Here is a 24,808-nt window from a genome sequence, read left to right as displayed (position 1 = left end):
TGATGAAGTTGATAACGCTTGCCGTTTTCGCCAAACCCCGTATGAAGCCACACTATTGAGGGTTGTCGATGAATAGGCTGAGGCCAAGCCTCGCCATCGCGATTCCAGTAGGTGAGCCGGCTTACGCTTTGGCTCTGAATTTGCTGACCGCCTGCATTCTCTGCTCCCGCGATTTCGGGCTGCATCAGATGAGTACAGGTGTCATGTCACTCGGCATGTCGATCGACATCACCGCGCCTGTTGCGGCCGTAACGTATATACGTTGTTGCTCCGCACGCTTGGGCATTCCCCCCGCCAACACTCCCGTTCTCGCGTATATCCCTGTACTTTCGCCGCTTCCCAGGAAGCGGCTTTGAGATGGCCTACGGGTCGCGGAGTTATAAAAATGAAACGCATGTTGTTTAATGCCACGCAGCAAGAAGAACTGCGCGTAGCGATTGTCGACGGACAAAAACTGATCGACATCGATATCGAGACAGCCGGGCGCGAACAGCGCAAATCGAACATCTACAAGGGCGTGATCACGCGTATCGAGCCTTCGCTCGAAGCGTGTTTCGTCAGCTACGGCGAAGACCGCCACGGCTTCCTGCCATTCAAGGAAGTTGCCCGCACTTACTTCCGCGAAGGCGTCGATGTGCGTACCGCCTCCGTCAAGGAAGCGCTGCGCGAAGGCCAGGAAATCATGGTCCAGGTCGAAAAAGAAGAACGCGGCAACAAGGGCGCTGCCCTGACCTCGTTCGTTTCGCTGGCCGGCCGCTACCTGGTCTTGATGCCGAACAACCCGCGCGGTGGTGGCGTATCGCGCCGCGTGGAAGGTGAAGAGCGCCAGGAATTGCGCGAAACCATGGATAAACTGGACTTGCCAGCGGGCATGTCCGTAATTGCCCGCACCGCCGGCATCGGCCGCAACGTCGATGAACTGCAGTGGGACTTGAATTACCTGATGCAACTGTGGCGCGCCATCGAAGGTGCCGGCAAGTCGGCCAACGGCGCTTTCCTGATCTACCAGGAAAGCTCCCTGGTAATCCGCGCGATCCGCGACTACTTCCAGCCCGATATCGGCGAGATCCTGATCGATACCGACGAGATCTACGACCAGGCCCACCAGTTCATGAGCCACGTGATGCCCGACATGGTGCACCGCGTAAAACGCTACAGCGACGACGTGCCGCTGTTCTCGCGCTTCCAGATCGAACACCAGATCGAAACGGCCTACAGCCGTACCGTGCCGCTGCCATCGGGCGGCGCGATTGTGATCGACCACACCGAAGCGCTGGTCTCGGTCGACGTCAACTCGGCCCGCGCCACGCGCGGCTCGGACATCGAAACCACAGCCTTCAACACCAACTGCGAAGCGGCCGAAGAAGTGGCCCGCCAGCTGCGCCTGCGCGACCTGGGCGGCCTGATCGTGATCGACTTCATCGACATGGAAGTGGCCAAGAACCAGCGCGAAGTGGAACAGCGCCTGAAAGACGCGCTGCACCATGACCGTGCCCGCGTGCAGATGGGCAAGATCTCGCGCTTCGGCCTGATGGAACTGTCGCGCCAGCGCCTGCGCCCTTCGCTGTCCGAAGGCTCGCACGTGACCTGCCCGCGCTGCTCGGGCACCGGCCATATCCGCGATACCGAATCGTCCGCCCTGCAGGTGCTGCGCATCATTCAGGAAGAGGCGATGAAGGAAAACTCGGCCACTATCCACGTGCAGGTACCGGTCGATGTCGGCGCCTTTTTGCTGAACGAAAAGCGCGGCGAAGTGCTGAAGATCGAGAACCGTCACCGCATCGCCGTGATCCTGATCCCGAACAAGCATCTGGAAACGCCACACTACAAGCTCGAACGCATCAAGCATGACGATCCGCGTCTGGAAGACAGCCAGGCCAGCTACAACCTGGCTGAAAGCGCCGAAACCGACATGGCCTACAGCAAGCGCCAGAAGGAAGAAGCCAAGCCGCGCCAGGAAGCCGTCGTCAAGACGATCACGCCTGACCAGCCTGCACCGATGGTCGAACGCAAGCCAGTTGAAGTCAAGCCGGCCCCGGTGTTCGTGCCACCTGCGCCACAAGGTTTCTGGGCCAAGGTCGTCAGCTTCTTCAACGGCCCGCAGGCACCGGTGGCGCCAGCCCCGGCGCCTGTCGCGCCAGTCAAACCTGCCGGCACGCCCGACCGTGGCGACCGCAACAGCCGTGGCCCGCGTGGCCGTGGCCGCAACGGCAAGCCGGGCCGCGAAGAGCGCGAACCAGGCCAGGGCCGTCCGGCCCAGGACGATGCCGCGAAAGAAGCCGAAGCACTGGAAAAAGCCGTGCGTCCGCCACGCCCGCCACGTCCGCCACGCGAACCGCGTGAAGCCGGCGACCTGACGGCGCCGGCACCGCGCGAACGCGCGGAACGCGGCGAGCGTCCTGAGCGCGCCGAACGTCCGGAGCGCGCCGAGCGTGCCGAGCGTACGCCACGCCCACCGCGTGAAGCGCGCGAACCACGCGCCGACAAGCCAGTGGCTACTGAAGTGAAAGCCGAGTTCAAGACCGACATCAAGGCCGAGGAATTGGCCGCCGTGGGCGTGATCACCACGCCGGTCAATGTGCTCGTGCCGTCGACCGGCCCTGCCATCGACGCGCCAGCGCCAACCAGCCTGGAAAAAGCTCCGGCAAATGCCGGCCCTGAAGGCGAAGAAAGCGATGTCGAAGGCGAAGGTGAAGAACCGCGCCGCCGCCGTCGTCGTGGTGGCCGCAACCGCAACCGCCGCGACCGTGAAACGGGCGAGCTGATCGAATCGGCAAACGGCGAGAACGATGGCCAGGAAGCGCCTGCCGTCAGCTTTACCGTGGCCCCGGCCGATGACGCAGCGCCTGCACTGGCCATCGTTACCAGCGCCACTTTGGTGGAAGTGACCGCCACGCCGGTACCGCAGGCTGATGCCGTGGTGGTGGAAGTGACTGAAGTGGCCAAGGTAGTGGAAGTGACGGAAGTGGTGGCAGTTGCCGAAACCGCTACCCAAGCTGCCGCTGCCGAACCTGCACCAGCGCCAGCCGAAGTGATCGTGCCGGAAGCGCCAGCGGAAAACGTTGTTGCTGCAGCACAAGCTTTACCGGCAGAAACCGAACCCGCGCCAGCCGCCGAGTACAGCTTTGCCGAAAAAGCAGTGGAAGCACCGGCCCCAGCGCCTGTCGAAGCACCAGCTGCAGTGGAAGCAGCGGTGGAAGTGGTTGCCGAGCCTGCTCCTGCGGCAGCACCGGTTGCAGTGACCGAGCCTGTTGCAGAAGCACCGGCACCAATGGCTGCGCCTGTGGTGGAACCGGTGGCCGAGGTGGCGGAAGTTGCTCCTGCTCCTGCTCCTGCTCCTGCTCCTGCTCCGGTTGAAGTCGCTCCGGTCGCCGCACAAGCTGCAGCGCCGCTGGACCTGGACGCCGTGCTCGGTTCGGCCGGCCTGACCCTGGCCGCCACCGATCCGGAAAAACTGCGCCTGGCGCAGGAAGCGGCCGCCAAGGCCGTGGCACCGGTACGCAAGCCGCGCGAACGCAAGCCATTGCCGCCGCAGTCGGATGAGCCATTGATCCAGGTCAACACGCAGCGTCCATAAGCGAGCCGGGTCCGCCCAGCCGCACTCGATAAAGGGGGAGCCAAGGCTTCCCCTTTTTTATGTCCTCACTTTCGCCAGCCATGCTTGAAAAGACCGTAGCCGCCATCCCCGCTCCTGTCAGCCTGCGCAGCGCCTTCTGGTACTGGCTCAAGCTGGGCTGCATCAGCTTTGGCGGCCCGGCCGGGCAAATCGCCATGATGCATGCGGAACTGGTGGAAAAGCGGCGCTGGATTTCCGAGCGGCGTTTCCTGCATGCGCTGAACTACTGCATGCTGCTGCCGGGGCCGGAAGCGACCCAGCTGGCCATCTATATCGGCTGGCTGCTGCACCGCACGCGCGGCGGCATCATCGCCGGCCTGCTGTTCCTGCTGCCGTCGTTGCTGCTGTTGATCGCCCTGTCGTGGATCTATATGGCGTATGGCCATGTCAGTGCGATTGCCGGCGTGCTGTATGGCGTCAAGCCGGCCGTCGTCGCGCTGGTGCTGGCGGCGGCCTGGCGCCTGGGCCGCCGCACCTTGCGCACGCCAGGCCTGCAGCTAATCGCCTTTCTTGCCCTGCTGGCCATTGCCGTATTCCAGCTGCCGTTTCCATTGATCGTGCTGTGCGCCGCCGTGCTGGGCGCGGCCGGCGGCTACCTGTTGCCGGCCCAGTTTCACGCCAGCAGCGCCAGCCATGGCGGCAACAAAAGCCATGGCCCGGCCCTGATCGACGACGATACGCCCACCCCGGCCCACGCACGTTTCGGCTGGCCGCGTTTGTTGATGACGCCCTTGCTGGGCATCATGCTGATCGTTCTGGCATGGCTGGCGCTGGCCTGGCTGGGCGGGCGCGAACAGCCGCTGGCGCAGATGGCGGTGTTTTTCAGCAAGGCCGCCCTGCTGACCTTTGGCGGCGCCTACGCCGTGCTGCCGTATCTGCACCAGGGCGCCGTCGAACATTACCACTGGCTCGGCAGCGCGCAGATGATGGACGGCCTGGCGCTCGGCGAAACCACACCCGGGCCCTTGATCATGATCGTCGCCTTTATCGGCTTTGTCGGCGCCTGGGGCCAGGCCGTGTTCGGCGAGCATCTATTGCTGGCGGGCGTGTGCGGCGCGCTGGTCACGACCTGGTTCACCTTCCTGCCGTCGTTTATCTTCATTTTGGCCGGCGCGCCGCTGGTGGAAGCGACGCGCGGCAATCTGCACCTGGACGCGCCGCTGAACGCCGTCTCGGCCGCCGTGGTGGGCGTGATCGCCAGCCTGGCGCTGTTCTTCGGCCAGCATGTGTTCAGGATGGAACAAGCCGCGCCGCACTGGGACTGGCTGGCGATTGCCATTGCCGTGGCGGCCAGCGTGGCATTGATAAAATATCAGCTTGGCACCATCAAATTGCTGCTCGCCTGTGCCATCTTCGGCCTCGTGCTATCGTATCTGCCTTGAACGACTATAGGCAGTGGCAATACATTCATGCTTGACAAGATTATCTACCTGGCCGAAGCGCGCAATGGCGCCGTGGCCGTACCGCAACGGCTGGAACAGCCGACCGGCAGCGTGGCCGACCGCCTGGGCCGGCCCCTGCACGACCTGCGCATTTCGATTACCGACCGCTGCAATTTCCGTTGCGTGTATTGCATGCCGAAAGACGTGTTCGACAAGAACCACGTCTACCTGCCGCACACGGCCTTGTTGTCGTTCGAGGAAATCACGCGCATCGCGCGCCTGTTCGTGGCCCATGGCGTGGAAAAGATCCGCCTGACGGGCGGCGAGCCGCTGCTGCGCAAGAATATCGAACGCCTGGTCGCGATGCTGGCCGCCCTGCGCACGCCCTCGGGCCAGCCGCTGGACCTGACCCTGACCACCAATGGCTCCTTGCTGGCAAAAAAGGCGCAATCGCTGAAGGATGCCGGCCTGAACCGGGTCACCGTGTCGCTCGATTCGCTCGACGACGCCACCTTCAAGCGCATGAACGATGTCGATTTCGCGGTGGCCGACGTGCTGCATGGCATCGACGTGGCGCACCAGGTGGGCCTGGGGCCGATCAAGGTCAACATGGTGGTCAAGGCCGGCATGAACGACCAGGAAATCGTGCCGATGGCGCGCCATTTCAAGGGCACGCCGTACATCCTGCGTTTTATCGAATACATGGACGTGGGCGCCTCGAACGGCTGGGACCTGAAGGAAGTGATTCCATCGGCAGAGGTGGCGCGCCGCATCGGTGAAACCATGCCCCTGGCGCCGGTCGATCCGAACTACACGGGCGAGACGGCCTCGCGTTGGCGCTACCTCGATGGCGGCGGCGAGATCGGCCTCATTTCCAGCGTCACGCAGGCGTTTTGCGCCGACTGCAGCCGGGCCCGCCTGTCGACCGAAGGCAAGCTGTACACGTGCCTGTTTGCCAGCGGCGGCCACGACCTGCGCGCCCTGCTGCGCGATGGCCGCAGCGACGAAGAAATTTCCAGCGCGGTGGCGCAGCTGTGGCGCGGCCGCGGCGACCGTTATTCGGAACTGCGCACCAGCCAGACCAGCTTGCCCGGCCAGGCAATTGAGCCAGGCAAAAAGAAAGTGGAAATGTCGTATATCGGCGGCTGATTTCTGCCGGCCGGTCATGGCCGCTGCTACCATGGCGTCTGGAATCACCACTGCAAGCATCCGCATGATAGCTAAACAAGACATTACCGGCCTGATACTGGCCGGCGGCCTGGCCACGCGCATGGGCCAACAGGACAAGGGCATGCTGGCCCTGCACGGCCAGCCGCTGGCGCAGCACGTGCTGCAACGCCTGGCGCCGCAAGTGGGGCCGCTGGCCTTCAATGTCAACGCCCGCCCTGAACACTATCTCGGCTTCGGCCTGCCCATCTGGCCTGACGACCTGGCCGGCCATTGCGGCCCGCTGGCCGGCTTGCAAAGTGGCATGCGCCGCGCTGGCACGCCGTATCTGCTGATGGTGCCATGCGACTCGCCGCTGCTGCCGCCGGACCTGGCTGCCCGCCTCGCCGCCGGCCTGCTGGCGCACGACGCGGACCTGGCGATTGCCGTTACCGAAGAGCTTGATCCTGCTGGCGGCGCGCCGCAACGGCGCCGCCATCCCGTATTTTGCCTGGTCAAGACGTCTGCCCTGCCCCAGCTCGATACTTATCTGGCCAGTGGCGAGCGCAGGGTCGGCGCCTGGCATGGCGGCTTGAGACTGGCCGAAGTGCTGTTCGAGGACGCGGCCGCGTTTCGCAATATCAATACCCCAGAGGAACTGGCCCAACTGAACGCCGAGGCCATGACGGTGGACATGGCGCAAGCGCTGCTGGCCGCCAAGGCCGCGCCCATCACGGAATTGGAACAGTTGCCGCTGGCACAGGCGCTGGGGCGCATCCTGGCGAACGACATCATTTCGCCGATCAGCGTGCCGGCGCACGACAATTCAGCCATGGACGGCTACGCCCTGCATGGCGCCGACCTGGCCGGCAGTGCGCCGGTGACCCTGGCGGTGGTCGACACCATCCTGGCCGGCAGGCCGGGTACGGTGGCGGTTGAACCCGGGCAATGCGCACGCATCATGACCGGCGCCGTGATGCCGGCCGGCTGCGACAGCGTGGTGCCGCAGGAACTGGTGCTGCAAGCCAACGAGCAACAGATTACCTTGCGCGCCGATGCGATCAAGGCGGGCGACAACCGCCGTTTCAAGGGCGAAGACCTGATGCAGGGCCAGCCGGCGCTACTGCAGGGCAAGCGTTTGGGACCGGCCGAACTTGGCCTGCTGGCGTCGCTGGGCATCGCCTCGGTGCCGGTGCAGCGCAAGCTGCGGGTGGCGTTTTTCTCGACCGGCGACGAATTGCGCCAGCCGGGCGAGCCTTTGGCCGCCGGCAGCATCTACGACAGCAACCGCTATACCCTGCTGGGCATGCTGGAGCGCCTGGGCTGCGAGCCTCTCGACATGGGCAGCGTGAAGGACCAGCCCGCTGCACTGGAAGCGGCCCTGCGCGGCGCCTGCGCCAGCGCGGACGTCATCATCACCTCGGGTGGCGTGTCGAGCGGCGCGGCCGACCATACGCGCGCGATCCTGGCCCGGCTGGGCAAGGTGGCCTTCTGGCAAATCAACATGCGTCCGGGCCGGCCGATGGCTTTCGGTGAAATCTGCGCCGATGGGCACTCGGCCCTGTTGCTGGGGTTGCCCGGCAATCCGGTGGCGGTGATGGCGACGTTTTATTTCCTGGCCCGCCCCACACTGCTGCGCATGATGGGGGCCAGCGCCGAGGCGTTGCCACTGATCAGCGTGCCGGCGCAGGCGGCGATCCGCAAGAAACGCGGCCGCACCGAGTACCAGCGCGGCATTGTCGAGCGAGACGCGCACGGCCGCCAGCAAGTGCGCGTGACGGGCGCGCAAGGCTCGGGCATCTTGCGCTCGATGACGCAGGCCAACTGCATGATCGTGCTGCATGAACAGCAAGGCCATGTGGCGGCCGGCGAACTGGTCGATATCGTGTTGTTTCACGGGCTGGCCTGAGGCCGGCCGGGCAATTACTCTGCGGCGGGGTCCACGCCGGCTTCCCCCAGCAGCAGGGCAGCCGTGTCGCCCGGCAAGGCTTCTACCGATTTGAGCTTGCGCGCCATCTGCCGGCTGCGCACTTCGGCGCTTTCGATATTCCTGGCCGCCTTTTCCAGGGTCAAACGGGTTTGCGACAGCACTTCGCCGAACTTGCCGAACTCCGTCTTGACGGCGCCCAGCACCTGCCATACTTCCGACGAGCGCTTTTCCAGCGCCAGCGTCCTGAAACCCATCTGCAGGCTGTTGAGCAAGGCGGTGAGCGTCGACGGGCCGGCAATGCTGACCCGGTGCACGCGCTGCAAGTCGTCGGCCAGGCCCGGCCGGCGCATCACTTCCGCGTACAGGCCTTCGGTGGGCAGGAACAGAATCGCAAAGTCGGTGGTGTTGGGAGGCAACAGGTATTTGTCGGCGATGGTTTTCGCCTCGCCGCGCACCGCCCGTTCCAATTCGCGCCCCGCCTGCAGCACGCCCTCGGCATCGGCCCGCTCGGCCGACTCGACCAGCCGTTCATATTGTTCCTTGGGGAACTTCGCATCGATCGGCATCCAGACGGGCGGCCCGCCATCGACCAGCCCCGGCAGTTTCAATGCGAACTCGACCCTGGCGCCGCTGCCCGGCACGGTTTCCACGTTTTTCGCATACTGGTCGATGGTAAGCACTTGCTCCAGCAGCATTTCCAGCTGCACCTCACCCCAGGTGCCGCGCGTCTTGACGTTGGTCAGTACCCGCTTCAGGTCGCCCACGCCCAGCGCCAGCTGCTGCATTTCGCCAAGTCCCTGGTGCACTTTTTCCAGCCGCTCCGACACTTGCTGGAACGAGGCGGACAGGCGCGTTTCCAGGGTGGCATGCAGTTTTTCATCGACCGTCTTGCGCATTTCTTCCAGCCGCGCGCCATTGTCAGCCTGCAAGTCGCGGATCTTGTTTTCCAGGGTGGCGCGCACTTCCAGCATGCGCTGCGCATTCGATTCGGTCAGCTGGGCCAGGCTCTGGCTGGTGCTGTCGGCAAAGCGCGCCAGGCTTTGCGCCTGTTCTTCGCGCCCCACTTTTCCCTGCGCCTGGATCTGCGTGCGCAGGCTGTCGAGCTGCTGCAAGGTAGCGGCCTGGAATTGCGCCAGGCCGGCTGCCAGGTCCTGCCGCGTGGCCTGCGCCGACGCTTGCAGCTGCAGCCGCACTTCGCGCTCGACCCGGTCGATGCGTTCCAGGCTTTGCGCCTGGTGCTGCTGCACCAGCGCCAGGGTGGTGGCGCCGTCGGTACCGGCGCCCGGGCGCGGGCGCAACAGCAGCAGCACCAGCAGGACGATGACGGCCGCGAGCGCGCTCAGCAGCACATAGAATTCGAGCGAGGTCATGGCGTCAGTCGGGCTTGTTGCGCATCCAGTCGGCGGTCTGGTAGAACGACTCCATCAGGCGCACGCGCAGGGATTCTTCGATGCCGCTGTCTTCCATGGCCCAGGCCATGGCGCGCAGCCACTGGTCGCGCTCGCTCGTGCCGATGGCGTACGGCAAATGGCGCGCGCGCAGGCGCGGGTGGCCGAATTTTTCGATATACAAATCCGGCCCGCCCATCCATCCCGTCAGGAAGAAATACAGCTTGTCGCGCGAGCCTTCGGTCGAGGATGGATGCATGGTGCGGATGCCGGCAAATTCCGGTTCCAGCTCCATCAGGTCATAAAAGCGGTCGACCATCTGGCGCAGCACGGGCGCGCCGCCGATGGTCTGGTACAGGGTGGGGGCGTTGGTATCGGTCATGGCCGCCATGATAGCGCAAGCGGCCCGGCCCCGTCCTGGCTAGACCAGCGCCAGCTTGCGCAGGCGTCGCGTCGACGGCCAGCGCGCCAGGCCCACTTCGTCGCGGATCGCCGCGCAGGCGTCGAGCAGGCGCTGCGCCTGGTCCTGGCGCAGCAGGGCATTCAGGGTCAGGCGCACCAGCGCGCGGTTTTTTGGCGTGGCTGGCGCGCAAAACACGGCGCCGTAGATGCCATGGCGTTCCAGAGCCTTGCGCAGCACCAGGGTGTCCGGTTCGGTGCCCGCTTCGAGCGCGATGATCTGCTCGGTGCCGTCGCTGACGTTATAGCCCAGGTCAAGCAGGCCCTGGCGCAGGTAGACGCTGTGCTGGCGCAGTGCGGCGCGGCGCTCGTCGGCGGCGCTGATGAAATCGAGCGCGGCGTCGAACCACGCCAGCTCGTGCTCAAGCAGGCAGGAACTGAAAATGGCCGGGCGCGAGGCGGACAAAAAGTATCCCTTGAAGTGCGACGAGCAGGTGATCAGCCCGGCGCGCCCGGCAAACGCCTTGGCCAGCGAGGCGGTACGGAAATGAACGCGCCCGGCCAGTCCCAGCTCGGCCACCAGGCCGGCGCCTTTCGGCCCGTGCGTGCCCAGCGAATGCGATTCGTCGACGATCAGCATGCAGCCGCTGCGTTCGGCAATCTCGACCATTGCCAGCAGCGGCGCGACGCTGCCATTGGTGCTGTACAGCGCGTCGACCACGATGATGCCCGGGCCATGCCGTTCCAGCTGGCGGCGCAGGTGGGCGCTGTCGTTATGCAGGAAAGGCACGGCCAGTGCCTGCGCCGACTGCACGCCCTCCCACAGCGAAGCATGGGCCTGCATGTCGAGATACACCGGGATGCCGGGGCCGGCCAGGCTTTGCAGCAAGCCCACATTGGCGGCCCAGCCCGACTGCGCCAGCACGCACGCCTCGCTGCCGAGAAATGCGGCCAGCTTGCCCTCCAGGCGGTGCTGGCGGCTGCCTTCCTGCAGGAAGACTGACGACATCAGCATCGCGCCGCCGCCTTGCAATACGCGCGCCTGCGCCGCCAGCGGCGCCGGTTCGCCGGCGATATTCAGGTAATCATTGCCGGCGAGCATGACCGCATCGGCCGGCATCGCTTGCCACTGGTGCAGGTGTTCGCCACCGAGCAGCTTTTCGATGCGCTCCACATAATGTTCGTCCATGCGCGCGCGCACAAAGGCGGGCAGCTGTTGTTCGGCATTGATGGCAGCGGCGGTGGACAGGGAAGAAATGGCAGGTGACATGATGACTCCATGGAAATGTTGTGATGGGAATTGCTACATCCAACATGCGCGAGCCATTACTCAGGAGTTTGATGCATCTCAATACCGGACCAGTTAGCCTTCTTTTCCACCGGAAACAGGCTGATCATATGGTATTGATTTACCACAAAAGTTCCTTCCCCATACCATGACGCATGCACAGTCCTCCGCTGGAAAACCATGGCAAAGCCGGCTGCTCCAGCCTTTTCTGCATTTCCATGACGCCATCGAGCATACGCCGGTCCGGCGCGCCCAGGTGCGCCTGCTGGCCTTTTGCGGTGCGCTCGGCATGCCGTTGTACTACACGCTGTGGCATTACTATTTTCCGCAGGAATTCGAATCGCCGGCCTTGCGCGTCATGGCTGCGCTGCTGTTCGTACCGGCCCTGTTCCCTCAGCGCTTCAGCAATACCTGGTTCAGCGTCTATCTGTTCGTCGGCCTGACGTTCGAGCTGCCGTTTTTCTTTACCCTGATGTTCCTGATGAACCATGCCTCGGCGCTATGGATGCACTCGCTGCTGGTGGCGCTGGTAGTGCTGTTCCATTTCGATACGCGCATCGCCGTGCTGGCCTACCTGAGCGGCACGCTGCTGGCCTGCGCGGTCTTTGCCGTGCTGGGCGACCCGCACTTCCTGCTCGACACGCAGGTCATGCAGCAGCTACCGGTACACTGGTTTACCATCGTCGTACTGTCGCTGGTCAAGGTCAGCCGCCATGTAGGGGCGCAGGAAAAGCTGGCCGGCCTGGCCGCTGGCCTGGGCAGCGTGGCGCACGAACTGCGCACGCCGCTGGTCAGCGTCGAAGCCAATGTACGCGGCCTGCAGCGTTTGCTGGCGCGCGATACCGGTGCCGATAGCGCTGCGCCCGGCGCGGCCTGCATCGACGCGCTGGCGCGCATCCAGTTCGAAGTACGCCACATGCATCACATGATCGACCTGTTCCTGCTCAGCGCCAGCGCCGTCAGCAGCCGGCTCGAAGCGACCGAGTCGGTCGGCATGCACGACACGGTGACGGCCGTCCTCAAACGCTATCCCTTTGTCAGTCCGGCGCAGCGCGCCCTCGTCGCGGTCGACCTGCGCGCCGATTTCCGCTTTGCAGGCCAGACGGAGCTGTGCGTGGTGATCCTGCTGAACCTGCTGCGCAACGCCCTGAAAGCCATCCAGCGCGCCGGCAAGGGCCGCGTGCGCATCGTCATCGACGGCAAGCGGGCCGTGCCGCGCCTGCTGTTCATCGACACCGGCTGCGGGATTGCCGCCAGCCGCCTGCCGCTGATCTTCGACCGCTTCTATTCCTATCCCGCGCACAATGGCAGCGGCATCGGCCTGGCACTGTGCCGGCAGATCCTGCAAGCCTGGCGGGCGCGCATCCATTGCGTCTCGCGCGACAGCGCCTATGCCATCTTCGTGCTGGAATTCGCGCCGCCGGCGCCCGACCGTTTTTCTCCTCCCCAACGTGCAAGGTGACGCATGATACTGCCCGTCCATACCCACCCGACCCTGACCGTCCTGATCGACGACAGCGATTCCTTTCTGAAAAGCCTGGCCTTCCAGCTCGATCCCGCGCTGGCGCGCAAGACCTTCCACGACACCAGCGCGGCCCTGGACTGGCTGCGCCAAAGCACGCGGCAGGGCGAGACCCCGCTGCACGTCAACTTCGACACGCAAAACCTGCCGCCCGACCAGTGCAACGTGGCGCTCGACATCGAGCGCATCTGGCGCATCAGCAGCCAGCCCCAGCGCTTTGCCACGCCGTCGGTACTGGTGGTCGATTATTCGATGCCGCAGATGAATGGCCTGGAATTTTGCCAGGCGGTGCGCGACCTGCCATGCAAGAAGATTCTGTTCACCGGCGCGGCCGATGAAAAAGTGGCGGTCACCGCCTTCAACCGGGGCCTGATCGACCGCTACATCAAGAAGAGCGACGACAATGCGCTCGATATCCTCGAACACGAAATCATCGGCCTGCAGCGCGAGTTTTTCCTGCAGCAATCCGATACGGTGCGCGACCTGCTGGTGCTGCACGACTACCAGTTCCTGCAGGACGAGGCGATGGCGGCGGTGGTGCTGGAATTGTGCCGGCGCCATGGCTTTGTCGAACACTATATTTTTCCCAACCCGGGCGGCATCCTGTTTTTCACGCGCGATGGCCAGGCCAGGCTGATGGTGATCGAAACCGAACGCAGCCTGCACACGCAATACGAGATGGCACGCGACAGCGATGCGCCGCAGTCGCTGCTGCAAGCCTTGCTGGAACTGCGTGTGATCCCGTATTTTTCCGATGCCGACAGCGACGGCATGTATAGCGCCAGCATTGGCGAAAACTGGTTCCGCTACTGCGCTCCACCGACCATTTGCCGGGGTGGCGAAACCTACTACTGGGCCCTGTTCGACCTGCCGGCGCACCAGCTGGGCCAGCCGGTGCTGTCGTATGCACAGTTTTTGCGCACGCAGGCCAGGGAAAGCCTGGCCGCCTGAGGCGGCTTACCCTTCGCGCAGGGTTTGCAGCGGCGGATGTTTCAATACGCCGCGCAGGCCCAGCCAGCCGCCGGCAATCGCGCACAGGGCGCCGGCCAGCAGGCCGAAGAGCCACACGCCGGGCGCGAAGCTCCAGGCGAATTTGAACTGGTACGTGGCCAGCGCCCAGCCCATGGCCGCCGCGCCAGACGCCGCCAGCAAGCCGGCCAGCGCGCCCACCAGCGAGAATTCGATCAGCTGGGCTTGCGCCAGCTGGCGCCGGGTGGCGCCCAGCGCGCGCAGCAGGCCCGCTTCGCGGGTGCGCTCGTCTTGCGAACCCATCAGCGCCGCATACAGCACCAGGAGGCCCGACGCCAGCGTAAACGCAAACAGGAATTCAACCGCCGTCACCACCTGGTCCAGCACGGCCTGGATCTGTTTCAAAATGCCGCCCACGTCCACCACCGTCAGGTTCGGGTAGTCACGCGTCAGGGCATTGCCCAGGTCGCCATGCGCGGCCGGCAGATGAAACGCCGTGATCCAGGTTTGCGGCGTGTCGGCCATCGCTTCCGGGTTGATGATGACAAAGAAATTGACGCGCATCGAACCCCATTCGAGCTTGCGCAAGCTGGTGATGCGCGCCTCGACCATCTGGCCGGCGATATCGAAACGCATGCTGTCGCCCAGCTTCAGGTTCAGGGTCTTGGCGATGCCCTCTTCCACCGACGCTTCGGCCGGTGCACCCGGCTTGCCGCTGAACCATTGGCCGGCGAGCAGCTTGTTTTGCTCTTGCATGCGCGCCATGGTCGACAGATTGAATTCGCGGTCGGCCAGGCGCTTGGCGCGGTCGTCCTCGTAAGTGTCTTCGGTAATCGTCTTGCCGTTCACGGCCACCAGGCGCCCGCGTATCATCGGATACAGCGGTGCATTGAGCACGCCGGCCTGCGCCAGGCGCGCGGCGATCGGCTCTTTTTGTTCCGGCAAGATATTGATGATGAAGCGGTTCGGTGCGTCGGCTGGCGTAGCGTTGCGCCAGGCCACCATCAGATCGCCGCGCACCACCGTCAGCAAGAGCAAAGCCATCAGGCCCAGCGCCAGCGACACCACCTGGATCACGGTCGCGCCCGGGCGGCGCTGCAAGGACGTCACGGCAAAGCGCCAGCTTTGATGGTTGACCAGGCCGCGCAGGCTTTTCAGGGACTTGAGGCCAAGCCAGCCGGCCAGGCCAAACAGCGCAAAGCCGCCGAGGAAACCTGCCGCCGTCAGCAGCGCCAGGGTCACGTCGCCAGCCTGCCACAGCAGCAGCACCACAAAGGCGGCGATGCCCAGGCCATAAGTGGCCAGCGCCAGCGCCTGCGGCGGCTCCTGCTCGCGGCGGATCACGCGGTTGTGCGGCACATTACGCAACTGCAAAATCGGCGGCAGGGCAAACCCCAGCAACAGCAGGATGCCGGTGGCCACGCCCTGCAACGCCGGCAGCATCGACACCGGCGGCAAGTCGCTTTGCACCAGCTTGCCCAGCAATTCGAGCAGCACCAGGTGGCCGCCGAAACCGACCGCCACGCCGATCACGCTGCCGACCAGGCCAACGATCAGGAACTCGATCACATACATGGCCGTGACCTGGTTTTGCGTCAGGCCCAGGCAGCGCAACATGGCGCAGGCGTCGAGGTGGCGCAGCATGAAGCGGCGCGCCGCCATCGCCACGGCAACCGCCGCCAGCATCGCCGACAGCAGGCCGACCAGCGACAGGAAACGGTCGGCGCGGTCCAGCGTCGACTGCATCTGCGGGTTGCCCGACTCGATCGATTCGATGCGCACGCCCTTGATCGCCTGTTCGCTGATCTGTTTTTCCAGCCACCCCTGGTAGCTGGCGATATCGGCCGCTTTTGTTGCCGGCGCCGACAGCAGCAGGCGATACGACACGCGTGAGCCATTTTGCACCAGCGCCGTGGCGGCCAGGTCGGCCAAAGGCAGCATCACGCGCGGCGCAAAGTTCAAGAACGAGGCGCCGCGGTCCGGCTCGCTGGCGATCAGCTGCGTGACGGTAAAATTCTTGTCGCCAAGTTTCAAGGTATCGCCCAGTTTCGCGTTCAGGGCGGACAAAATGGCCGCATCGACCCACAGGGTGCCGGGCGCGGGCACCTGATCGGTCGGCTTGCCGACGGCGTCCAGCGCTTCGCTGGAACTGGTGGTGATTTTCAGCTTGCCGCGCTGCGGATAACCGTTTGAAACGGCCTTGATCGAGGCCAGCTGCGACAGCGATTGCTCGCCTTCGCCGGCCTGCGCCATGCTGGGAAAGGTGACGGTGTCGGCCAGCATGAAGCCGCGCCGTTGCGCCTCCGCGCGCCAAGCGGCGCTGACCGGCTGGTCGGCGCTGATGACGAGGTCGGCACCGAGCAGCTGGTGCGCGTCGCGGTTCAGGCCAGAGCGCAGGCGGTCGACGAAAAAGCCCACCGCCGACAGCGCGGCAACAGCCACGATCAGGGCGATCAGCAGGAAACGCAATTGCCCGGCGCGCCAGTCGCGCCCGGTCATGTTGAGGGATAGGCGGAGCATGGCGGCGGATCTTTATGAAAAGTTATTGCGGTGTAGTTTGCGCGAAATAGGCGTCGACAGTGGCCAGGAACGCGTCTTTTTGCGCCTGCGGCAAGAACGCCGCGATAAAGCCGTTGCGCGCCAATTGGCGGGCGTGCGCCAGGCCCAAAGGCAGCGCGTCGAAGATGGCGTCGAAGTTATCGTTCATGTAGCCGCCGAAATACGCCGGGTCGTCCGAGTTGACGGTGACCAGGAGGCCTGCGGCCAGCAGCTCGGCCAGGTTATGGTCGTGCATCTGGTCGAACACGCGCAGCTTGGTGTTCGACAGCGGGCAGACGGTCAGCGCGATCTGCTCGCGCGCCAGGCGCGCCGTCAGTTCCACGTCTTCCAGGCAGCGCACGCCATGGTCGATGCGTTCGACTTTCAAATCGTCAAGCGCGGTGCGGATATACGCCGGCGGACCTTCTTCGCCGGCATGCGCCACCAGGTGCAGGCCCAGTTCGCGGCAGCGCGCAAACACGCGTGAAAATTTTTCGGGCGGGTTGCCCACTTCCGACGAATCGAGGCCGATGCCGATGAACTTGTCGCGGTAGGGCAGCGCATCTTCCAGGGTCTCGAACGCTTCCTTTTCGCTCAGATGGCGCAGGAAGCACAGGATCAGGCTGGCGCTGACGGGGCTGTCCTGGCAGGCGCGGTGGATGCCGTTGATCACGTCGGCGATCGCCACGCCGCGCGCCGTATGGGTTTGCGGGTCGAAGAAAATTTCGGTGTGCAGCACATTGTCGGCTTCGGCACGCAGCAAGTAGGCCTGCGTCATGTCGTAGAAATCCTGCTCTTTCAGCAGCACGCTTGCGCCAGCGTAATAAATATCGAGAAAGGACTGCAAATCCGTAAAGGCATAGGCGCTGCGCAAGTGTTCCACGGATTCATAGCCCAGCGGCACGCCATTGCGTTCGGCCAGTGCGAAAATCAGTTCCGGTTCCAGCGAGCCTTCGATATGGATATGCAGTTCGGCTTTGGGCATGCCGCGTACGATCGCGCGCAATTGCTCGTTCATCATGAGGTGTTCCTTGTAGGGGGCGAAGAAAAAATGCTGGCGCAGGCGCGCGACGGACCGGGACCCTGGCGCTGCGTCATCAAACATGCATGCAGTTTATCGCAAGATGAGCCGCACCACCGGCGACGCCGCCACGCCACTGTCGGCGCAGGCTGTCGAATTGTCGTATGATGATCGTGAAGGGGCCGGAAAGTTTGGTAAAAAGCCTGTGGTTTTTTTGATTTTATTCAATCAAATCAACAATTTACAAACAAGTATTAAAGATATTACGACTTATCTTTTGACTTCCTCATCCTTTAGAGCAATAATTAATTTCATGGGGCAAAGGTAGGTGCAACAAGCGCTATCAACACATGAAAATAAGCCATCTGATTACGTCAGAATGGCATCAAGCGCCAGTTTTTGGTCCGGGCAATCCGGACTGGCAAAGACAGCCGGGCTTGAACAACAATAACAATCGAACACGGGGTAATAACAACGCAAGCGGCAAGCCGAGGCGACTGCCAGGCCGGCTGACATGGTAACTGGCAAGTTAGTTTTACATTAAAGGACATTGAACATGACCATTTTTGATAACTACGCAGCACGCTACGAGCGCACCCGTGAAGAGGAAATGTCGCTCACCGAATACCTGGCCCTGTGCAAGAAGGACAAGCTGACTTACGCCAGCGCGCCCGAACGCATGCTGGCCGCCATCGGCGAGCCGCAACTGGTCGACACGCGCACCGACACGCGCCTGTCGCGCATCTTCGCCAACAAGATAATCAAGATCTACCCGGCCTTCCGCGAGTTTTATGGCACCGAGGAAGTGATCGAACAGGTGGTCTCGTATTTCCGCCATGCCGCACAGGGGCTGGAAGAGCGCAAGCAGATCCTGTACTTGCTGGGGCCGGTCGGCGGCGGCAAATCGTCGATCGCCGAAAAGCTCAAGTCGCTGATGGAGCACGTGCCTTTTTACTGCCTGAAAGGCTCGCCCGTCAACGAGTCGCCGCTGGGCCTGTTCAACGAGGAAGAAGACGGCACCATCCTCGAGGAAGACTACGGCATCCCGCGCCGCTACCTGCGCAATATCCCCAGCCCGTGGGCCGTGAAACGTTTGCATGAATTCAATGGCGACATCAACCAGTTCCGCGTCGTCAAGCGCTATCCGTCGGTGCTGAAACAGATCGCCATCTCGAAGACCGAGCCCGGTGACGAGAACAACCAGGATATCTCCTCGCTGGTCGGCAAGGTCGATATCCGCAAGCTCGAAGACTATGCGCAGGACGACCCGGACGCCTACAGCTATTCGGGCGGCCTGTGCCTGGCCAACCAGGGCCTGATGGAATTCGTTGAAATGTTCAAGGCGCCGATCAAGGTACTGCACCCGCTGCTGACGGCCACCCAGGAAGGCAATTACAAGGGTACCGAAGGCTTTGGCGCGATACCGTTCGACGGCATCATCCTGGCCCACTCGAACGAATCGGAATGGAAAACGTTTAAAAACAACCGCAACAACGAGGCTTTCCTCGACCGTATCTATATCGTCAAGGTGCCGTACTGTCTGCGCGTGTCCGACGAAATCAAGATCTACGACAAGCTGGTGGCCAATTCCTCGCTGGAAAAAGCCCCGTGCGCGCCGGGCACCCTGCGCATGATGGCGCAGTTCGCGATCCTGTCGCGCCTGAAAGACCCTGAAAATTCCAGCATCTTTTCCAAAATGCTGGTGTACGACGGCGAGAACCTCAAGGACACCGATCCGAAAGCCAAGTCGATGCACGAGTATGTCGACTATGCCGGCGTCGACGAAGGCATGAACGGACTGTCGACGCGCTTTGCCTTCAAGATTTTGTCGAAGGTGTTCAACTTCGACAATTCCGAAGTGGCGGCCAATCCGGTGCACCTGCTATATGTGCTGGAGCAGCAGGTCGAGCGCGAACAGTTTCCGTCGGAACTCGAACAGCGCTACTACTCGTATATCAAGGAGCACCTGGCGCAGCGCTACGTGGAATTCATCGGCAAGGAAATCCAGACCGCCTACCTGGAAAGCTATTCCGAATACGGCCAGAACATTTTCGACCGCTATGTGACGTTTGCCGACTTCTGGATACAGGACCAGGAATACCGCGACCCGGACACCGGCGAAAGCTTCGACCGCGAATCACTGAACAACGAACTGGAAAAGATCGAGAAGCCGGCCGGTATTTCGAACCCCAAGGATTTCCGCAACGAAATCGTCAATTTCGGCCTGCGGGCGCGGGCCTCGAATGGCGGCAAGAATCCGGCCTGGACCAGTTATGAAAAATTCCGCACCGTGATCGAAAAGAAAATGTTCTCGAATACGGAAGATCTGCTGCCGGTGATATCCTTCAATGCCAAGGCCAGCGCCGACGATGCCAACAAGCACGCCGACTTCGTGGCCCGCATGGTGGAAAAAGGCTATACGGCCAAGCAGGTACGCCTGTTATGCGAGTGGTACTTGCGCGTACGCAAGTCATCCTAGCGGCAGCGGGACGCGCCGGCTTCGGCCGGCGCGCAAGACAAGTGAAGGAGGCACGCTTTGACTTACCTCATCGACAGGCGCTTGCAAAGCAAGAACAAGTCCGCCGTCAACCGCGAGCGTTTCTTGCGGCGCTACAAGGGCCAGATCAAGGATGCCGTGGGGCGCGCCATCAAGGGGCGCTCGATCACGGATGTCGAAAATGGCGAAAAGGTCACCATTCCCGTCAAGGACGTGGGCGAACCGGCGTTTGGCCACGCGCATGGCGGGGTCTGGGAAGTCGTCAATCCCGGCAACAAGGAATACCTGAAGGGCGACCAGATCGCCCGGCCCAAGGGCGGCGGCGGCAGTGGCCGCGGCAAGGCCGGCAACAGCGAGGAAACTTCCGAAGACGATTTCATCTTCGAGCTGTCGCGCGAAGAATTCATGAATTTTTTCTTTGAAGACCTGGAATTGCCGCACATGGTGAAAACCCAGCTGACGGCCACCACCGAACTGAAGAACCAGCGCGCCGGCTACAATATGTCGGGCACGCCATCGAATATTCACGTGCTGCGCTCCCTGCGCGGCGCACTGGGCCGGCGCATCGCCGTCGGCGGCGGCTCGCGCAAGCAACTGGCCGTGGCCGAGGAACAACTGGCGCAGATGCTCAGGGAAGGCGTATCGGAAGAAGACGGCGACGTGCTCGAGCTGCGCCGGCTGATCCACCACCTGCACACGCGCTTGCTGGCGATTCCCTTCATCGACCCGTTCGACCTGCGCTACAGCAACCGCATCAAGGTGCCCAAGCCGATGACGCAGGCGGTGATGTTCTGCATCATGGACGTGTCGGGTTCGATGGACGAGTCGCGCAAGGATACAGCCAAGCGCTTTTTCATCCTGCTGTATCTGTTCCTCAAGCGCGCCTACGACAAGATCGACGTGGTGTTTATCCGCCACCATACGGCCGCCTCCGAGGTCGATGAACACGATTTCTTCAATTCGCGCGAATCGGGCGGCACCGTGGTGTCGTCGGCCCTGAACCTGCTCAACACTATAATAGAAGAGCGCTACGGCGGCGGCCAGTGGAACAGCTACGTGGCACAGGCTTCCGACGGCGACAACTGGGACAACGATTCCGTGCTGTGCCGCCAGCTCTTGATCAATACCATCATGCCCAAGGTGCAGTATTACACCTACGTTGAAATCACCGACGGCCCGCAGCAGAACCTGTGGGAGCAATATGCGGGCGTGCTCGACCACCACGGCCATTTCGCCATGCAAAAGATCGTCACGCCGGCCGATATCTATCCGGTCTTCCGCGAACTGTTCAAGAAACAGGTGAAATGATGACCAGCGCAGCCACTCCGCATGCCGAACCATTCGTCCGCGTCCGCCACCCGAACGCCCTGCCCGAGCAATCCGAATGGACGTTCGAGCTGATCGAGCAGATCCACGAGGAAATCCGCCGCGTGGCGAAACAGTTTGGCCTCGACACCTATCCCAACCAGCTCGAAGTGATCACGGCCGAACAGATGATGGACGCCTACACCTCGGTCGGCATGCCGGTGTCGTACAACCACTGGTCGTTCGGCAAGCATTTTTTGTCGACCGAGAAAAGCTACAAGCGGGGCCAGATGGGTCTGGCCTACGAGATCGTCATCAACTCGAACCCGTGCATCGCTTATTTAATGGAGGAAAACAGCCTGACCATGCAGTCGCTGGTGATTGCGCACGCGGCCTACGGCCACAACTCCTTCTTCAAGGGCAATTATCTGTTCCGCGCCTGGACCGATGCGGACGCCATCATCGATTACATGGTGTTTGCCAAGAACTACATCGCCGAATGCGAACAGCGCCATGGCGTGGACGCGGTGGAATTGCTGCTCGACTCCTGCCATGCGATCCAGAACTATGGCGTGGACCGCTACAAGCGCCCCGCCAAGTTGTCGATGGCGAAAGAATATGCGCGCCAGAAAGAACGCGAAGAATACGTGCAGTCGCAGATCAACCAGCTGTGGCGCACCCTGCCGCGCCGCGACGAGGAAGAAGACGAGGACGAGCAGCGCAAGGCGGCGCCACGCTTCCCGCCCGAGCCCGAGGAAAACCTGCTGTACTTTATCGAAAAATATGCGCCGCTGCTCGAACCGTGGCAGCGCGAGATGGTGCGCATCGTGCGCAAGATTTCGCAGTATTTCTATCCGCAACGCCAGACCCAGGTGATGAACGAAGGCTGGGCCACCTTCTGGCACTACACGATATTGAACCAGCTGTATGACGAAGGGGTGGTGGGCGACGGCTTCATGATGGAGTTCCTGAAAAGCCATACCAACGTAGTGTATCAACCGCCGATCGACAGCCCGTATTACAGCGGCATCAATCCGTATGCGCTGGGCTTTGCCATGATGAGCGATATCCGCCGCATCTGCGAACACCCGACCGATGAAGACCGCGCCTGGTTTCCCGACCTGGCCGGCAGCGACTGGCGCAAAAGCCTGGACTTTGCCATGCGCAATTTCAAGGATGAAAGTTTCATTGCCCAGTACCTGTCGCCGCGGCTGATACGGGAATTTCACTTCTTTGCCGTGCTCGATGACGACAAGAATGAAAAGCTGGCCATTTCCGCCATCCACGATGAAGCCGGCTACCGCTATGTGCGCCAGCAGCTGGCCGAGCAATACAACCTGGGCAATCGTGAACCGAATATCCAGGTGTGGTCAGTCAACACGCGCGACGACCGTGCGCTGACCTTGCGCCACACGCAATTCCTGCGCCGCCCCCTGAACCAGCAGGCCACGGAGGTATTGAAACATGTGGCGCGCCTGTGGGGCTTCGACGTGCATCTGGACACGGTCGATCCGCAGGGCATGGTGCTGGGCACCCTGAACTGCCGGCGTGAAAAGCGCAACCGCCGCGACGATACAATGATGCGTCCGTAACACGATTTGTCATGGATATCAGCGAAATATAAGCGTGCGCTATGCCTGCATCACAATTCCGTATGGCCTGACGGCCTCGAAAAACGCCGTATCGACACGTGATTTCGCTCCTCGCGGCGCCGATTCGCACCGCCTTGGTGCAGCAATAAGCTTAAGTGGTCTGGTTCAGGCATGAAAAGTTACCTAAAAGAAATAATTCTATCCAAATTTAGCGTTTTCCATATCCAATAACGCAAAATATAATTCTGCCATAACGGGACATGGGAGAACTTAGCCGTGGTACGCCCAAACGGCTGTAAAAAACCGATAAGACCGCCTTTTTTTATGTCCGAAAGCGTGCAAAGATGGCATAAGCAAGTACGTTTTCAGGGCGCAAAAGACGCGAAAATTTAACCGGTTTTAGGCGTTAAAAATCTGTGTAAAATAAAGAATTCGTATGTATAATTCGGCGACGTCCCGGATACGGCTGGAGCTTTGTGTCGTCATTTTGGGGTTCAGTTGCAAGACAAGAGATGGTATTTGGAGAAAGCAGGCATGAATTTTTCGAACGAGAAAAGTCCCAAGAACTACACAGGCATCACGATCGTTGTCCTGCTGCACGTTCTCGCGGCTTACGGGATCGCGACGGGCTTGGGCAAGCGCTTGGTCACCAAAATGATGGACCCGGTTGAAACCAAGATTATCGAGGAAGTGAAACCGCCTCCACCGAAGGATCTTCCACCGCCACCACCGCCGCCAGAAATGAAAGCGCCGCCGCCGCCATTCATTCCGCCAGTCGAGGTGAATGTGCAGCAGCCGCCACCACCACAGAACGTGATTGCCAACACCACCCAGGTGAAGCCAGCCACCAATGTGCTGGCACCGCCGGCACCGCCTGCAACGCCTGCGCCAGCCGCTCCTCCTGGACCAGCCAAATCGGTGCGTACCGCAGCGGTGGTTGACTTCAGCGTCTGCGAAAAACCGCAGTATCCGAAGTCGTCGCAGCGCAATGAGGAAACCGGTGTCGTGACACTGTCGTTCCTGATCGGCGTTGACGGCAAGGTTGCTGATTCGAAGATCGTGAAGTCGAGCGGCTTCAGGGACCTGGACAAAGCTGCGGTAACAGGCATCAGCCGCTGTACGTTCAAGCCGGCTACGGTAGACGGCAAGCCGGAACAAGGCTGGCAGCAAATGCAATACGTTTGGTCGCTGGATTAATACCCGAGGCAGTCATTCTGTCTCACACCATGATTTCGTTGTCATCACGTTCAGCGATCTGTTATTTTTAATTTTGGAGGAAGCATGTTTAAGAATACCCGTTTGTCCGCATTTTTTGCCGCGGTTCTGTTGTCCGTTACCGCTACTACCGCACTGGTAGCAGCACCAGCATTTGCGGACGCGCCAGCACCGGCAGCGACGGCTCCAGCGGCAGACGCTGCAGCAGCACCGGCAGCACCTGCTGCTGACGCCGCAGCTCCAGCAGCAGACGCAGCCGCTCCAGCCGCTGATGCCGCCGCTCCAGCCAAAACCGAAGAAGTACACAATCCGTTCGGCCTGTCGGCTGTGTGGGACGGTGGTTTCGTGCCACGCGCCACCCTGATCATCCTGGCCATCATGTCGATCGGCAGCTGGTACATCATCATCACGAAACTGCTCGACCAGATGAAAATCTTCAAGCAAGCCAAGGAAACCGCTGCCAAATTCTGGAAAGCACCTTCGATCGCTGCTGGTTCGGCTACCCTGGTTGAAGGCTCGCCATTCCGCTTCATCGCTGAATCGGGCACCAAGGCTACCGCTCACCACGACGGCGCCCTGCTGGAACAAATCGATCTGTCGACCTGGGTGACGATGTCGATCCAGCGCGCTTCGGACAAAGTCCAGTCGCGTCTGCAAGATGGCCTGTCGTTCCTGGCGACCGTTGGTTCGACCGCACCGTTTATCGGTCTGTTCGGTACCGTTTGGGGTATCTACGGCGCGCTGACCGCCATCGGCATGACCGGTAACGCATCGATCGACAAAGTTGCAGGTCCAGTTGGTGAAGCACTGATCATGACCGCGTTTGGTCTGCTGGTCGCTGTTCCTGCCGTTCTGGGTTACAACTGGTTGGTTCGTCGTAACAAAACCGCTATGGAAGACATCCGCTCGTTCAGCGCCGACGTACACTCGGTTCTGGTTTCCGGTGCCATGTCGACCAGCGAAGCTGGCCGTGCTGCCGGCGCTAAAAAGATCGGATAAG

General features: G+C 62.1%; 17 protein-coding genes. 12 read left to right on the top strand and 5 right to left on the bottom strand.

The window, feature by feature from the left end:
• The first annotated feature begins 385 nt into the window (after positions 1–385).
• From AC0Z42_RS12290 to moeA, 4 genes are all read left to right on the top strand, one after another.
• Positions 386–3,577, top strand: a complete 3,192-nt coding sequence (locus tag AC0Z42_RS12290; RefSeq protein ID WP_485468504.1) for an Rne/Rng family ribonuclease — start codon at positions 386–388, stop codon at positions 3,575–3,577.
• Positions 3,578–3,636: 59 nt separating this feature from the next.
• Complete coding sequence (gene chrA / locus AC0Z42_RS12285) at positions 3,637–4,998, top strand: chromate efflux transporter (RefSeq protein ID WP_485468503.1); 1,362 nt, start codon at positions 3,637–3,639, stop codon at positions 4,996–4,998.
• A 27-nt stretch (positions 4,999–5,025) separates the two neighbouring features.
• Positions 5,026–6,147 (top strand): GTP 3',8-cyclase MoaA, encoded by a 1,122-nt coding sequence (gene moaA, locus AC0Z42_RS12280; protein WP_485468502.1) that lies wholly within the window; start codon positions 5,026–5,028, stop codon positions 6,145–6,147.
• Between the two features lie 64 nt (positions 6,148–6,211).
• Positions 6,212–8,053, top strand: coding sequence for a molybdopterin molybdotransferase MoeA (moeA, locus tag AC0Z42_RS12275; RefSeq protein ID WP_485468501.1), 1,842 nt, complete (start codon positions 6,212–6,214; stop codon positions 8,051–8,053).
• A 14-nt stretch (positions 8,054–8,067) separates the two neighbouring features.
• On the opposite strand, the gene AC0Z42_RS12270 is transcribed toward moeA, so the two are convergent.
• From AC0Z42_RS12270 to cqsA, 3 genes are read right to left on the bottom strand one after another with little or no spacing between them, the layout of a single operon-like run.
• Positions 8,068–9,444 (bottom strand): DNA recombination protein RmuC, encoded by a 1,377-nt coding sequence (locus tag AC0Z42_RS12270; protein ID WP_485468500.1) that lies wholly within the window; start codon positions 9,442–9,444, stop codon positions 8,068–8,070.
• Positions 9,445–9,448: 4 nt separating this feature from the next.
• Positions 9,449–9,844: a group II truncated hemoglobin gene (locus AC0Z42_RS12265; protein WP_485468499.1), complete on the bottom strand. Its 396-nt coding sequence runs from the start codon at positions 9,842–9,844 to the stop codon at positions 9,449–9,451.
• 39 nt (positions 9,845–9,883) lie between these two features.
• Positions 9,884–11,131 (bottom strand): alpha-hydroxyketone-type quorum-sensing autoinducer synthase, encoded by a 1,248-nt coding sequence (gene cqsA / locus AC0Z42_RS12260; protein ID WP_485468498.1) that lies wholly within the window; start codon positions 11,129–11,131, stop codon positions 9,884–9,886.
• 166 nt (positions 11,132–11,297) lie between these two features.
• On the opposite strand from cqsA, the gene AC0Z42_RS12255 reads away from it, so the two are divergent.
• Positions 11,298–12,611 carry a sensor histidine kinase gene (locus AC0Z42_RS12255; RefSeq protein ID WP_485468497.1) on the top strand — a complete coding sequence of 438 codons (1,314 nt, stop codon included), beginning with the start codon at positions 11,298–11,300 and terminating at the stop codon, positions 12,609–12,611.
• Between the two features lie 3 nt (positions 12,612–12,614).
• Complete coding sequence (locus tag AC0Z42_RS12250; protein WP_485468496.1) at positions 12,615–13,622, top strand: response regulator; 1,008 nt, start codon at positions 12,615–12,617, stop codon at positions 13,620–13,622.
• 6 nt (positions 13,623–13,628) lie between these two features.
• Here AC0Z42_RS12250 and AC0Z42_RS12245 read toward each other — a convergent pair whose 3' ends face one another.
• The gene (locus tag AC0Z42_RS12245) at positions 13,629–16,160 is read right to left on the bottom strand and encodes an ABC transporter permease (RefSeq protein ID WP_485468495.1); all 2,532 of its coding nucleotides are present in this window, start codon (positions 16,158–16,160) and stop codon (positions 13,629–13,631) included.
• Positions 16,161–16,182: 22 nt separating this feature from the next.
• Positions 16,183–17,199 (bottom strand): adenosine deaminase, encoded by a 1,017-nt coding sequence (locus AC0Z42_RS12240; protein WP_485468494.1) that lies wholly within the window; start codon positions 17,197–17,199, stop codon positions 16,183–16,185.
• A gap of 103 nt (positions 17,200–17,302) precedes the next feature.
• Between AC0Z42_RS12240 and AC0Z42_RS12235 the strand changes: the two genes are divergently transcribed.
• The 6 genes from AC0Z42_RS12235 (at position 17,303) to AC0Z42_RS12210 (ending at position 24,807) form a co-directional block, all read left to right on the top strand.
• Positions 17,303–17,527 carry a hypothetical protein gene (locus tag AC0Z42_RS12235; RefSeq protein WP_485468493.1) on the top strand — a complete coding sequence of 75 codons (225 nt, stop codon included), beginning with the start codon at positions 17,303–17,305 and terminating at the stop codon, positions 17,525–17,527.
• Between the two features lie 228 nt (positions 17,528–17,755).
• Positions 17,756–19,678, top strand: a complete 1,923-nt coding sequence (locus AC0Z42_RS12230; RefSeq protein ID WP_485468492.1) for a PrkA family serine protein kinase — start codon at positions 17,756–17,758, stop codon at positions 19,676–19,678.
• A gap of 57 nt (positions 19,679–19,735) precedes the next feature.
• Complete coding sequence (locus AC0Z42_RS12225) at positions 19,736–21,004, top strand: YeaH/YhbH family protein (protein WP_485468491.1); 1,269 nt, start codon at positions 19,736–19,738, stop codon at positions 21,002–21,004.
• Positions 21,004–22,593: a SpoVR family protein gene (locus tag AC0Z42_RS12220; protein WP_485468741.1), complete on the top strand. Its 1,590-nt coding sequence runs from the start codon at positions 21,004–21,006 to the stop codon at positions 22,591–22,593. Before AC0Z42_RS12225 ends, AC0Z42_RS12220 begins: the two co-directional genes overlap by 1 nt.
• Before the next feature lie 534 nt (positions 22,594–23,127).
• The gene (locus AC0Z42_RS12215) at positions 23,128–23,790 is read left to right on the top strand and encodes an energy transducer TonB (RefSeq protein ID WP_485468490.1); all 663 of its coding nucleotides are present in this window, start codon (positions 23,128–23,130) and stop codon (positions 23,788–23,790) included.
• 84 nt (positions 23,791–23,874) lie between these two features.
• Positions 23,875–24,807: a MotA/TolQ/ExbB proton channel family protein gene (locus tag AC0Z42_RS12210; protein WP_485468489.1), complete on the top strand. Its 933-nt coding sequence runs from the start codon at positions 23,875–23,877 to the stop codon at positions 24,805–24,807.
• Position 24,808 lies beyond the last annotated feature (1 nt).

Source organism: Janthinobacterium sp. 1L-D-8-B-C4, assembly GCF_057291295.1.
The sequence above is the reverse complement of the archived record's forward strand: the minus strand, read 5'-3'. Positions and strand labels throughout refer to the sequence as shown.

Bases quoted from the DNA above. Each gene is read 5' to 3' on its own strand.
- AC0Z42_RS12290 (WP_485468504.1), top strand. From the start codon at position 386: ATGAAACGCATGTTGTTTAATGCCACGCAGCAAGAAGAACTGCGCGTA.
- chrA (WP_485468503.1), top strand. From the start codon at position 3,637: ATGTCCTCACTTTCGCCAGCCATGCTTGAAAAGACCGTAGCCGCCATC.
- moaA (WP_485468502.1), top strand. From the start codon at position 5,026: ATGCTTGACAAGATTATCTACCTGGCCGAAGCGCGCAATGGCGCCGTG.
- moeA (WP_485468501.1), top strand. From the start codon at position 6,212: ATGATAGCTAAACAAGACATTACCGGCCTGATACTGGCCGGCGGCCTG.
- AC0Z42_RS12270 (WP_485468500.1), bottom strand. From the start codon at position 9,444: ATGACCTCGCTCGAATTCTATGTGCTGCTGAGCGCGCTCGCGGCCGTC.
- AC0Z42_RS12265 (WP_485468499.1), bottom strand. From the start codon at position 9,844: ATGACCGATACCAACGCCCCCACCCTGTACCAGACCATCGGCGGCGCG.
- cqsA (WP_485468498.1), bottom strand. From the start codon at position 11,131: ATGTCACCTGCCATTTCTTCCCTGTCCACCGCCGCTGCCATCAATGCC.
- AC0Z42_RS12255 (WP_485468497.1), top strand. From the start codon at position 11,298: ATGACGCATGCACAGTCCTCCGCTGGAAAACCATGGCAAAGCCGGCTG.
- AC0Z42_RS12250 (WP_485468496.1), top strand. From the start codon at position 12,615: ATGATACTGCCCGTCCATACCCACCCGACCCTGACCGTCCTGATCGAC.
- AC0Z42_RS12245 (WP_485468495.1), bottom strand. From the start codon at position 16,160: ATGCTCCGCCTATCCCTCAACATGACCGGGCGCGACTGGCGCGCCGGG.
- AC0Z42_RS12240 (WP_485468494.1), bottom strand. From the start codon at position 17,199: ATGATGAACGAGCAATTGCGCGCGATCGTACGCGGCATGCCCAAAGCC.
- AC0Z42_RS12235 (WP_485468493.1), top strand. From the start codon at position 17,303: ATGAGCCGCACCACCGGCGACGCCGCCACGCCACTGTCGGCGCAGGCT.
- AC0Z42_RS12230 (WP_485468492.1), top strand. From the start codon at position 17,756: ATGACCATTTTTGATAACTACGCAGCACGCTACGAGCGCACCCGTGAA.
- AC0Z42_RS12220 (WP_485468741.1), top strand. From the start codon at position 21,004: ATGACCAGCGCAGCCACTCCGCATGCCGAACCATTCGTCCGCGTCCGC.
- AC0Z42_RS12215 (WP_485468490.1), top strand. From the start codon at position 23,128: ATGAATTTTTCGAACGAGAAAAGTCCCAAGAACTACACAGGCATCACG.
- AC0Z42_RS12210 (WP_485468489.1), top strand. From the start codon at position 23,875: ATGTTTAAGAATACCCGTTTGTCCGCATTTTTTGCCGCGGTTCTGTTG.